Annotated in this window: 11 protein-coding genes; 4 read left to right on the top strand and 7 right to left on the bottom strand. The window is 67.5% G+C overall.

The window, feature by feature from the left end; translation table 11 throughout:
- The first annotated feature begins 42 nt into the window (after positions 1–42).
- Entirely contained in the window at positions 43–2,439 is a 2,397-nt protein-coding gene (locus O6P39_RS02285; RefSeq protein WP_275609864.1) for a TonB-dependent siderophore receptor, read from the top strand.
- Between the two features lie 231 nt (positions 2,440–2,670).
- On the opposite strand, the gene O6P39_RS02280 is transcribed toward O6P39_RS02285, so the two are convergent.
- Positions 2,671–3,528 carry a protein phosphatase 2C domain-containing protein gene (locus O6P39_RS02280; protein ID WP_275609863.1) on the bottom strand — a complete coding sequence of 286 codons (858 nt, stop codon included), beginning with the start codon at positions 3,526–3,528 and terminating at the stop codon, positions 2,671–2,673.
- Between the two features lie 80 nt (positions 3,529–3,608).
- Here O6P39_RS02280 and O6P39_RS02275 point away from each other — a divergent pair, with 80 nt between their 5' ends.
- Positions 3,609–4,568 (top strand): lyase, encoded by a 960-nt coding sequence (locus O6P39_RS02275; RefSeq protein WP_275609862.1) that lies wholly within the window; start codon positions 3,609–3,611, stop codon positions 4,566–4,568.
- Between the two features lie 16 nt (positions 4,569–4,584).
- Entirely contained in the window at positions 4,585–5,208 is a 624-nt protein-coding gene (locus tag O6P39_RS02270) for a glutathione S-transferase family protein (RefSeq protein ID WP_275609861.1), read from the top strand.
- Between the two features lie 275 nt (positions 5,209–5,483).
- Here O6P39_RS02270 and O6P39_RS02265 read toward each other — a convergent pair whose 3' ends face one another.
- From O6P39_RS02265 to O6P39_RS02245, 5 genes are all read right to left on the bottom strand, one after another.
- A complete protein-coding gene (locus O6P39_RS02265) occupies positions 5,484–5,783 on the bottom strand; it encodes a hypothetical protein (RefSeq protein ID WP_275609860.1) in 300 nt (99 codons plus the stop codon).
- 11 nt (positions 5,784–5,794) lie between these two features.
- Positions 5,795–7,240 carry a cell envelope integrity protein CreD gene (creD, locus tag O6P39_RS02260; protein WP_275609859.1) on the bottom strand — a complete coding sequence of 482 codons (1,446 nt, stop codon included), beginning with the start codon at positions 7,238–7,240 and terminating at the stop codon, positions 5,795–5,797.
- 241 nt (positions 7,241–7,481) lie between these two features.
- Positions 7,482–8,903: a two-component system sensor histidine kinase CreC gene (gene creC, locus O6P39_RS02255; RefSeq protein WP_275609858.1), complete on the bottom strand. Its 1,422-nt coding sequence runs from the start codon at positions 8,901–8,903 to the stop codon at positions 7,482–7,484.
- Positions 8,903–9,592 carry a two-component system response regulator CreB gene (gene creB / locus O6P39_RS02250; protein ID WP_275609857.1) on the bottom strand — a complete coding sequence of 230 codons (690 nt, stop codon included), beginning with the start codon at positions 9,590–9,592 and terminating at the stop codon, positions 8,903–8,905. The genes creC and creB overlap by 1 nt, the downstream gene beginning before the upstream one ends.
- A 66-nt stretch (positions 9,593–9,658) precedes the next feature.
- Positions 9,659–10,186, bottom strand: a complete 528-nt coding sequence (locus tag O6P39_RS02245; RefSeq protein WP_275609856.1) for an ATP-dependent zinc protease — start codon at positions 10,184–10,186, stop codon at positions 9,659–9,661.
- A 137-nt stretch (positions 10,187–10,323) separates the two neighbouring features.
- Between O6P39_RS02245 and O6P39_RS02240 the strand changes: the two genes are divergently transcribed.
- Positions 10,324–11,223, top strand: a complete 900-nt coding sequence (locus O6P39_RS02240; protein ID WP_275609855.1) for an acyltransferase — start codon at positions 10,324–10,326, stop codon at positions 11,221–11,223.
- Between the two features lie 8 nt (positions 11,224–11,231).
- On the opposite strand, the gene O6P39_RS02235 is transcribed toward O6P39_RS02240, so the two are convergent.
- On the bottom strand, positions 11,232–11,786 hold the full coding sequence (locus tag O6P39_RS02235) for a DUF2780 domain-containing protein (RefSeq protein WP_275609854.1): 555 nt from the start codon (positions 11,784–11,786) through the stop codon (positions 11,232–11,234).
- Positions 11,787–11,804 lie beyond the last annotated feature (18 nt).

Here is an 11,804-nt window from a genome sequence, read left to right as displayed (position 1 = left end):
GCAAGGAGGCATCGAGAACGTTTCATCCAGGAGTCGTTGTCCATGCGCCGCCCGTTCGACCTTTCGCTCCGCCCCTGCCTGCTGGCCACGGCCATCCTGTTGGGCTCCCCGGCTTTCGCTGCCGATGCGCAGCGTGACTACCAGCTGCCAGCCGGCCCGCTGTCCAGCACCCTCAACCGCATCGCTGCCGAAGGCGGCCTGAGCCTGAGCCTGGACCCGGCATTGGCTCAGGGCCGCAGCGCCCACGCGGTGCAAGGCCGCTTCGATACCGTCGGCGCGCTGCGCCAGGCACTGCGAGGCACCGGGCTGGAGCTGGTGGAAAGCGGCTCGGGCAGCTACAGCCTGCGCCCGGCGCCGGACGACACCCTGTCGATGTCCGCCACCACCATCAGCGCCGCCCAGGAAGACCCGGACGGTCCGGCGGTCGGCTATGTCGCCACCCGCTCGCGCATCGGCACCAAGACCGATACACCGATCCTGGAAACCGCCAAGTCGATCTCCGTAGCCACCCGCGAGCAGATGCAGGACCGCGCGGTACAGAATATCGACGACGCCGTGCGCTACATGCCCGGCACCGTCGCCAGCAGCTTCGGCAGCGATACCCGCTCCGACTGGCTGCTCGTGCGCGGCTTCAAGCCCACCCAATTCCTAGACGGCCTGCCGATGGCCACCGGCATCTATGCCAACCCGAAGCTGGAAACCTGGGACCTGGAGCGCGTCGCCATGCTGCGCGGCCCGGCCTCCTCGGTCTACGGCCAGACCCCGCCCGGCGGCCTGCTGGACATGAGCAGCCTGCGCCCGCAGGCCGAGCAGTCCAATACCGTCCAGGTGCAGGGCGGCAACTACAACCACAAGCAGATCAACTTCGACAGCACCGGCCCGCTGGATGAGCAGGGCAACCTGCTCTATCGCGTCAGCGGCGTGGCGCGCGACAGCAATACGCAGATCGACCACATCCCGGACAAGCGCTACAACCTCGCGCCGAGCCTGACCTGGAACGCGGACGACGACACCAGCCTGACCTTCCTCAGCCAGTTCACCCGCGACGATACCGGCATCACCACCCAGTTCCTGCCGCTCAAAGGCACCAAGTACGACGCGCCCTTCGGCGACATCTCGCACCACAAGAACCTGGGCGACCCGGACTGGGAAAACTACGACCGCACCACCTGGTGGCTGGGCTACAGCTTCGAGCACCGCCTGAACGACGTCTGGCAGTTCCGCCAGAACCTGCGCTACATGAAGAACGATCTGTCCTTCGATGCCCTGACTCCGGGCGGCTACCTGGAAACCGTCAGCGACGATGGCACCCTCAACCGCGTCAGCACCTCGGTGGACGAGGACGTCACCCAGTTCGTGGTGGACAACAACTTCCAGGCCGACTTCCACACCGGCGCGCTCGCGCACACCGTGCTGCTGGGCCTGGACCACAACCGCAACAACACCAACTACCTGGCGATCTACGGCTACAACGTTCCGCCGACCAACGTGAACGATCCGATCTACGGCCAGCCCATCGTCCGTCCACCGCGCTCCGATGCCTACTACGACTACAACCAGAAGACCTTCCAGACCGGCGCCTACGTGCAGGACCAGATCGCCCTCGACAACTGGCGCCTGACCCTGGGCGGCCGCCAGGACTGGGTGCACACCGGGACCGAATTCCACAACAAGGGCGACGCCACCAGTACCGAGTCGGACAGCAAGTTCAGCGGCAACGCCGCGTTGAGCTACCTCTTCGACAATGGCGTGGCGCCGTACCTGTCCTATGCCGAGTCATTCCAGCCGGCCAGTGGCGCCGACGTCTCCGCCACCGAGTCGTTCAAACCCACCGAAGGCAAGCAGTGGGAACTGGGCGTGAAGTACCAGCCGCCGGGCAGCGACACCCTGCTGACCGCCGCCGTCTACGACCTGCGGCAGAAGAACGTGAGCGTGACCGACAACGTCGGCGGCGTCTCCGTCACCAGTCAGACCGGCGAAGTGAAGGTCACCGGCCTGGAGCTGGAGGCCAACTCCAACCTGAGCGAAAACCTCAAGCTGATCGGCAGCTACAGCTATACCGACACCGAGGTGAAGAAGGGTATCTACGCCGGCAACCGCCTGCAGCGGGTGCCGCGCAACCAGGCCGCGCTGTGGGCCGACTACACCTGGCACGCCGGCACCCTCGACGGCTTCGGCGTCGGCTACGGCGTGCGCTACGTGGGCGACACCTACGGCGACCAGGCCAACTCCTACGACGGCTACACGGGCTCCTACACCCTGTACGACGCCGCGGTGCACTACGACCTGGGCAAGCTCTCCAGCGGCCTCGATGGCGCGTCGGTACAGGTCAACGCCACCAACCTGTTCAACAAGGACTACATCTCCACCTGCGACGGCTACTACTGCTACTACGGCGACCAGCGCAAGGTGGTGGCAAGCCTGACCTACAAGTGGTGATGAGAGGGCGCCTGCCCCAGCCACGGAGCGAATCGGAGGCCAGGTGTACCGGCGTATAACCGCGAACGGTTATACGCCCTACGCCAGGGTCGAGCTCACCGTAGGGCGTATAACGCTCCGCGTTATACGCCGCCTGACCATGGCCAGTCCCGACTCGAGGCCACTCGGCCCGGATCGCGGACGGAGTCCGCTCCTGCGTAATTGCCACCCGGCCGCGCTGCCGGGTAACGCTCAGCGGCGCATTTCCCCCCAGACCACACTGGCATCGTCGTGAATCTTCAGGCGCGGATGTTCCAGCGCCTGGCCATCGGCGGACTCCAGCGCGCGCAGCTCATCGATCAGCGCCTCCACACCGCGCTCGGGCAGCGCCGCGAACAGCGCCTCCAGGTCATAGCGGCGGAACTCCAGCAGGCGGTCGAAGCCGTCGGTCACCAGCATGAACGCCTTCAGCCGCGCGGGATCGAGCACGCGCCGCTGCACCTGTCCCAGCCAGCGGTCGGTCGGGTCGAGCACCCAGTAACCCTGCGCCGTGTTGGCCAGCGCCCGGTTGCGCCGCACCCATTCGCGGCTGGCCTGGAACAGTTGGGCGTGGCTCCAGTCCGGATGCCTCTCGCGCAGCGCCAGCAGGCGCTCCACCGATTGCCGGTCCAGTTCCTCCAGCGGTGTGTCGCCGAAGCTCTCCACGCGTCCGTCGTCCCAGGCCAGGTGGATGCGGCTGTCGCACAGGTTGAGCAACTCCAGCGCGCCGTCGTCCAGCACCCGCAGCAGGCTCAGGCAGGCCGAGGGCAGGTCCAGCTCCGCTGTGGCGGCAACACCCGCGTCACGCCGGAAGTCCTCGGCGATGCCCTGCTGCAAGGCCCGCAGCAGCGCCTCGGTCGGCAACCCCGGCTGGTCCTCCAGCAGGCGCTGCAGGTGACCATTGGCGCACTGCGCCAGCCAGCGCGCATCGCTCTGCACATCCACCAGCCCCGGCCCCAGGCTGGTGGCGCCGTCCAGCACCCAGGCCGCGCCCGCGGTATAACCGATGGCGTCGTCATTGACCGGCGAACCCTGTCGGCACGCCGCACCCAGTAGTTGTATGGTTGTCACGCACTCCACTCCTACATTTCGCCGAACGCCAGGCTCGGCGTACAGTCTCAGCCACTTCCGGACCCGCCAAGGAGAGCCCCATGTCCACCACCCTGCGCGCCCTGCCCCTGCTGCTCGCCGGCCTGTTGCTGGCTGGCGGCGCCGACGCCGCCAGCGTGAAGTACTTCGACCTGCCCAAGGGCTCCGGCCCGCACGATGTCGCCCCGACGGAGGACGGCAAGATCTGGTACACCGCGCAGCATGCCGGCGCGCTCGGCCGGCTCGACCCGCAGACCGGCGCCACCGAGCAGGTCGACCTGGGCAAGGGCTCCGCGCCCCACGGCGTGGTCGCCGGGCCCAATGGCGACGCCTGGATCACCGACGGCGGGCTCAATGCCATTGTCCACGTCGATCGCGAACGCCTGGGAGTGGAAGTCATTCCGCTGCCCAGGGAGGCGGCCAAGGCCAACCTCAATACCGGTGTATTCGATGACGATGGCATTCTGTGGTTCACCGGCCAGAACGGTTTCTACGGCCGCCTCGACCCCGCGACCCGCGAACTCAAGGTCTGGGCGGCGCCCAAGGGCAAGGGGCCGTACGGCATCGCCGTGACGCCCGACGGCGAACTCTGGTACGCCTCGCTGGCAGGCGACTACCTCGGCCATATCGACCCGGTCGGCGACAAGGTCACCCGCATCGACACGCCCAGCGCCGGCAGCGGCCCGCGCCGGCTGTGGTCCGACTCGGTTGGACGGCTGTGGATCAGCCAGTGGAGCGCCGGCCGGCTGGCGCGCTTCGATCCGGACAACAACCAGTGGAAAACCTGGAAGCTGCCGGGCGATCATCCGCAGCCTTATGCCCTCTACGTCGACGCCATGGACCAGGTCTGGCTGAGCGACTTCGCCAGCAACGCCATCCTGCGCTTCGACCCGCAGAGCGAACGTTTCACCGCCTATCCGAGCGACCGCGAGCACGCCAACGTGCGCCAGTTGCTGGGCCGACCAGGCGAGGTCTGGGGCGCCGAATCCGGCACCGACCGCCTGGTGGTCATCCACGAATGAACGCCGAGGAGAACCCATGAGCGTCCGTCCCATCCTGTTCCACGCCGCCGCCTCGCCCTTCGTGCGCAAGGTCATGGTCCTGCTGCACGAGACCGGTCAGCTCGACCAGGTCGAACTCTACGCCGCCGTCCACACCCCCATCGCACCGGACGCCGGCGTGCTGCGGGACAACCCCGCCGGCAAGATTCCCGCCCTGCGGCTGGCCGACGGCCAGGACCTGCACGACAGCCGGGTGATCTTCGAGTACCTCGACCAGCAGCACAGCGGCGAGCCGCTGATTCCCCGTGAAGGCCCGGCCCGCTGGCGGCGCCTGACCCTGGCCTCGCTGGCCGACGCGGTGCTGGATGCCGCCGTGCTGATCCGCTACGAGACCGCCATGCGCCCGCTGGAAAAGCACTGGGACACCTGGCTCGACAACCAGCAACTGAAGATCGTCCGCACCCTCGCCTACTTCGACGGCCCGGCCCACACCGAACTGGCCGAACGCTTCGACGTCGCCGCCATCGGCGTGGCCTGCGCCCTCGGCTACCTGGACTTCCGCCAACCGCACTGGGACTGGCGCGCCGAGTACCCGCGGCTGGCCAAGTGGTTCGCCGAGGTCAGCCAGCGGCCTTCGCTGCAGGCGACCGTGCCGGCCTGATACCCATTACGCAATGCCACCGGAGGAGCGAGCCGGCGAACTCCAGACCCGCCATCCGGCACCGCCCAGCCCCCTCTCCCTCTGGGAGAGGGTTGGGGTGAGGGGCAAGCCCCAGTGCCCAAAGTCACGAGCAACGCCGGTTCGGCACACCACCCGCCGCTGAAACCGCTCATCCCGCACCACCCGCGTGCCCTTCACTTCCCCGAACAACCCGGCGATCCGCCGTGCCAGCCGCCGTCCCATCTCACGCTCCTCGCGCAATCCGCGCCAGGCGCTCATGACTTGTTCCCCAGGCGGTAGATCGGCAGCGCCAGCAGCAAGCCCATCTGCGCAACGCCCATGCACATCTCCAGGAAGGAGCGCACATGGGGATTGTGCGCCGCGTCCTCCACCCCGCTGAGCTGCTCCCAGAGTCCGCCCGGCAGCAGCAGGGCAAGGTGCGCCAACGGCTTGCCGCTGGCGACCAGCAGCGCAATCCAGTCGAAGCGACCGAGCAGCATCAGCACCGGCAGGCACAGTCCGGCGAGCAGCAGGCCAACCAGCAGGCACAGGGAAAAACGCATCAGATTCGGCATCTCGATTCTCCTCAGCGCTGCACGCGCACTTCGTCCAGGGAAAACTCCAGGTCATCGCCGCGCGCCGGCTTGCCGATGCCGTACCAGTCCAGCCGGCGGGTCAGCACCATCACGCCACCGAGCACGCCGAACAGCAGCAGCGAGCCCATCAGCAACGCGTAGTCCTCGGCGCTGAGCAGCGCGTAGAGCATCCCGTAGAGCCCGGCGAGCCCGACGCTGAAGCCGGCGCCGCGCCACAGACTGTGCAGCACATGACAGAGGTAGAAGCCGATCAGCCCGACACAGGCGCCGGCGGAAATCAGGTAGGCCAGCTCGAAGCCCAGGTGCTCGGACAGCGACAGCAGCAGCAGGTAGAACAGCGCCAGCGCCATGCCCACCAGGGCGTACTGCACCGGGTGCACGGCCAGGCGCTTGAGCACTTCGAAGAGGAAGAAGCCGGCGAAGGTGAGGCCGATGAACAGCAGCGCGTACTTCACCGCGCGGTCGGTCTTCAGGTACTGGTCTACCGGGTCCACCAGCGCCACGCCGAAGCGGTGATTGCCGAATTCGCTACACACCGCCGGAGCGACGCGGACCAGGTCCGAGTCATCCGCGGTCACCGCGCGGGCGGCGTCGGCCTGGGACGGCGCCGTACAGGCTTTGAGCTGTTCTTCCAGGTTGGTGGCGAAGAAGCTGGTACGCCAGCGCGCACTGAACCCCTGGTCGCTGGTGCTGCGCTCGGTGGGCAGGAACTCGCCACCGAAGCTCGGGTGCGGCCAGTCCGAAACCAGGTTGACCTGGCTGTCGCGGCCGACCGGGATGATGTCCAGGCGACTGCTGCCCAGCAGCGACAGCTCGAAGGCATAGTCGAAGCGTTGCTCACGGTCACTCGCCTTGAACGGCAGGACGGCGTGCACGCCGTTGCCGAGGAACTGACTCTGGGTGCCGGGCTGGAAGTCGCGCAGCTCACCTTCGACCTTCAGTTTCGGCGCGTTCTCGATGCCGCGCACATCACTGATGCCCACCGCCAGCAGGGGGGCGTCGAAGCGATAGCTCTCCAGGTCGCTGCCGATGCCGTAGTTGGCGGGCAGCACGAAGCCGCCGCTGACCTTGCTGTCGGCGTGATACAGGCGCGCCTCGTAGATACCGCGATGGCGCACTTCGGTGCGCATCTGCCCGTCGAGCAGGAAGGTCTCCGGCAGGAAGAACAGGCGGCCGCGCACCTCGCGCTCCTGCAGCACGCGCTGCTGGCTGCCCTTGTCGATGCGCCAGCTGCGAACGGTGCGGCTGTAAGGCACGATCACCAGCGGCCCGGTGAGTTGCTGGCTGTAGCTGGCACTGCGGGCGATGTCCTGCAGGACCTCGTCGCGGTAGTTCTGACGCTCGTCGACCAGGCCGTCGATCATCAGCAGGGGGATCAGCAGGAGGACGATCAAGAGCGCGATGGCGCCGAGCTTGATGCCGAGTTGGCGATTCATGGGGAGGGCTCTCCGTGGGATGGGGACGGGGAGAGCTTGGGGCGCGGACATGGGGGCGCCGGGAGTGGAATGTGGAGAGTCTGTGGAGTTTGTGTGGAGGGTGGCGCTGCCGTAGGGCATACAACCGTTCGCGGTTGTACGCCGCTACACCTTGCCTCCTCGGCGCCTCCGGGGCTGAACACGGAGTGCACTGAGATCAAGGTCAAACGGCGTATAACGTCGAACGTTATACGCCCTACGCCTAGCCCTGCGCCGGGATCGACAGACTCGCCCGCACCCCACCCTCGGCGTTCTCGACGCGCAGCTCACCGCCATGCAGCGCCGCCACCTCGGCGACGAAGTTAAGCCCGAGCCCGGTGCTCTTGCGCCCGCTGGAGGGGCGCGGCAGGGAGTAGAAACGCTCGGTCAGGCGCGGCAGGGCAAAATCGGGAATCGCCTCGCCCTGGTTGAACAGTTCGACGCGCCAGCCGTTACCTTCCGGCTGCGCGTCGAAACGGATGGCGCCGCCCGCCGGGGTGAAATCCAGCGCGTTGTCCAGCAAGTTGCCCAGCGCCTGGCGCAGCAGGAAACGCTCGCCCAGCACGCTCACCTCCTGCGGAATATCGTTCGCCAACTGCACAGCCTGCACCCGCGCCAGGCGCTCGGCGATCAACTCATCGGCCAGCTCGTGCAGGTCCACCGGCACCCGCTCCTCCAGGCCCTGGCGCTGCTCCACCTGGGCCAGGTTCAGCAGGCGCTCGATCAGCTGCTGCAAGCGCTCGCTTTCCCCGGCGATGTTGCCGACGAAGCGCGCACGCTGCTCGGCCGGCATCTCGCCTTCGAGCAGTTCCGCCGCGCCACGGATCGCCGCCAGCGGGCTTTTCAGTTCGTGGGTCAGGGTGTGCACGTAGCGCTCGACGTAGGCCTTGCCCTCCAGTTGCACGCGCATGCGCTCCACCGCGCCGGCCAGTTGCGCCATCTCGCCGCCCCGGTAGCGCGGCAGCTCGGCGCGCTGTCCCTCGCTGACCGCCTGGGCGTAGCGGGTCAGGCGCTCCAGGGAGCGGCTGAGCCACCAGGACAGCAGCGCGCCGACCAGCAGGCCAAGGACGATCAGGCCCGCGCCCAGCCAGGCGAGGCGACGCTGCGAGCGGTCGATGTAAGGTTGCAGGGTGCGGTTGGGCTTGGAGACCGAGACCACGCCGATGATCTTCTCGCCGTCACGGATGGGCGCGGCGACGTACATCACCGAGGACTCCGGATCGTCCGCCGACTCGCGGCTGGAGCGCGCGCCGTACTGGCCGCGCAGGGTCAGGTAGACGTCGTTCCAGCGCGAATAGTCCTGGCCCACCGCTTGCCCGAGGGAATCCAGCAGGACGATGCCGCGCGCATCGGTGACGTAGATGCGGTGGTTCACCGCCGTCTTGTTCACCCCCCAGATGTCCGCCTGCGGGCTGCGCGCGCCATAGGCGCGAAGCATCTCGGGAAGCCGGCTCTGGTCGAGGGTACCGTTCTTCACGTCGGCCTGCAGCACCTCGGCCAGCAGGTTGGCGGTGTCCACCAGGGTCTCTTCGCTGGACTGGCGCACGCCGGGGCGGATCTCGTCCATCACCGTGCGCAGAACGAACCAGCCGGTCAGCCCGACGAAGAAGAAGTAGACCAGGAAGATCCGCAGCGACAGGCGCATCAGCTCTTGTCCGGCGCGTAGCTGTAGCCCAGGCCGCGATGGGTCTGGATCGGCTCGGCGGTGGCGGCGACCTGGCGCAGCTTGGCACGCAGGCTCTTGATGTGGCTGTCGACGTTGCGCTCATAGCCGGCGTCAGCGGCCACGCCCAGCGCATCGAGCAACTGTTCGCGGCTGAACACCCGTTCCGGGCGCGCCAGCAGGGTCTGCAACAGGCGGAATTCGTGGCGGGTCAGCGTCAACGGCTGGCCGTGGTAGCGGATCAGCACCCGCTCCTCGTCCACCTCGAACGGACCGTTGCCGGCAGCGGCGCTGGCGGGCGTCTCGCGCGGCGCGGTGCGCTTGAGGATGGCCTTCACCCGCGCGGCGACTTCGCGCGGGCTGAACGGCTTGACCACATAGTCGTCGGCGCCGATCTCCAGGCCCACGACGCGGTCGATCTCGGCATCGCGGGCGGTGAGGAAGATCACAGGCACCTCGGAGAAGCGCCGCAGCCGTTTGCAGGCTTCGAAGCCGCTGATGTCCGGCAGGCCGACGTCGAGGATGACCAGGTCGAAGGCCTCGCGCTGCAACCGCTCCAGCGCCACGCCGGCCAGGCTCAGCCAGGTGGTCTCGAAGCCCTCGGCCTGCAGCGCGTAGAGCAGCGTGTCGGCGATGGCGGCTTCATCTTCGACGATGAGGATGTGCGGCATGAGATTCCGGCTCCGTGGAAACTGCCGGCACGGTGCCGCAAGCCCGGCACCGCGTCAATCGCGGCCTCAGCCGCCGGAGCAGTTCGGCTTGCCGGCGCTGAAGCGTTCGCCGGGGTCAACCGCGACGTGGAATTTGCGCAGGCCCTTGGTGCCCATCAGGAAGGGGTAGTTGAAGTGGCTGCGGTCGGTAAGGTTGACCTCGATGGTGCGCTGGTCGCCGCCCAGGCATACCGGCAACTCGATCACCGGGCGCTGGCTGAGGCCGGGGTTGCTGTCTTCCTCTTCGTCCTCGGCGGCGCCTTCGGCGCGGTTCTTGATCTTCGAGATGCGCAGCAGCTTGTGCTCGTACACCGAGTCGCCGCCGTCCTTGGTGGCCAGCTTGAAGCGCACCCAGTCCTCGCCGTCGCGCTGGAAGATCTGGATGTCCTTGGCCGACAGCGACGAGGTGTAGGCGCCGGTGTCCATCTTCGCCTGCAGCGTCTGGTCGAGTTCGGGCAGGCTGACCCATTCGTAACGGCCATAGAGCTTGGGTTCAGCGGCCAGCACCAGGCTGGGGAGGGCGAGCAGGGAAAGCAGTGCGAGGGCGCGTTTCACGCGGAGTCTCCGGGGTGAGGCATGTGCGCATAGGACTAGCACGACGGCCCTTGGTTCGCCACACCCTCCCCGCTTGGGCCACGGGAATTGTCTGCGTATCATGGCCGCGCCACCGTCGCACAAGGAATCGGATCTCCATGCGGGCACTCTCCAAGCACACACTGGCCGGCCTCATCGCCAGCCTCCTGTTGCTGTTCAACACCCTGGTCCTGATCGGCCCGATGCTGCTGATCGCCCTGCTCAAGCTGGTGGTCCCCGGCCAGGCAGCCAAGGACGCCTGCTCGCGCGGGGTGATGTGGATCGCCGAGACCTGGGCCGAGATCGACAAGGCCATCTTCGCCCTGATGACCCCGACCGTCTGGGACATCCGCGGCGGCGACGACCTGCGCCGCGACACCTCCTATCTGGTGATCAGCAACCACCAGTCCTGGGTCGACATCCCGGCGCTGGTGCAGGCGTTCAACCGCAAGACGCCCTACTTCAAGTTCTTCCTGAAGAAGGAACTGATCTGGGTACCCTTCCTCGGCCTGGCCTTCTGGGCGCTCGACTACCCCTTCATGAAGCGCTACAGCAAGGCCTTCCTGGAGAAGCACCCGGAGCTCAAGGGCAAGGACCTGGAGATCACCAGGGCCGCCTGCGAGAAGTTCAAGCGCATGCCGGTGACCGTGGTGAACTACCTCGAAGGCACCCGCTTCACCCCGGCCAAGCAGGCCCAGCAGCAGTCGCCCTACAGGCACCTGCTACGGCCCAAGGCGGGCGGCGTGGCCTTCGTGCTGGCGGCCCTCGGCGAGCAGCTGGATACCCTGCTGGACGTCACCCTGGTCTACCCCAAGGGCCCACGGCCGGGCTTCTGGGACCTGCTGTGCGGGCGCGTGCCACGGGTGATCGTGGATATCCAGGCGCGCGAGATCGACCCTGCGCTGTGGCAGGGCGATTACGAGAACGATCCGGAATTCCGCCAGTACGTGCAGACCTGGGTATCACGCCTGTGGGAAGAGAAGGACGCACGCATCGAGGCGCTGCGCGAGGAATTCTGAAGCGGGGCTCATGCCCCGCGTCCGTTGACCGCAGGAGCCTTCAGCGCTGGCGATGCGGGCATGCCCCAGAGGCCGCCGAGCGTGCCGAGCAACTGGCTGCTCAGGCCCTGTTCGGTGAAGTAGTCGAGGATCACTCCGGCGAAGCGGCCGATCATCGACTGGTCCATGCCCAGCACGCCGAAGATCTGGTCGACGTCCTGCAGGTTGTTGATCCCGCCGAGCAGTGCCGCAGCGCCGCCCAGTCCGCCCAGCATTCCCCCCAGGTCGCCCATGGAACCGCTGCCGGCAAGTTGCTGCGCGTTCGGCATGGCCTTCTGCAGCTGGGTGCTGTCGGTATCCTTCAGGGTATTCAGGGCCAGCCCCAGCAAGGCGCCGGTGCCGCCGATGGCCTGCTGCTCGGTGACGCCCAGTTGATGGGTCAGGTTCGCCAGCAAGGCGTTGGCCGTCTGCGCGGGCGCTTCAGCCGCGGGCGCCGGGTCGGCGGTCTCGGTGAAGGTGGCGGCGAACACGGGGGATACGGCCAGCCAGGCGGCGGCCAGGACAGCGGCGGATTTGGCGAACATCGACGGCTCCGGAGAGGA

The organism is Pseudomonas sp. PSE14, from assembly GCF_029203285.1.
Classification (GTDB): Bacteria; Pseudomonadota; Gammaproteobacteria; order Pseudomonadales; family Pseudomonadaceae; genus Pseudomonas.
This window is presented reverse-complemented; position numbering and strand designations above follow the sequence as displayed.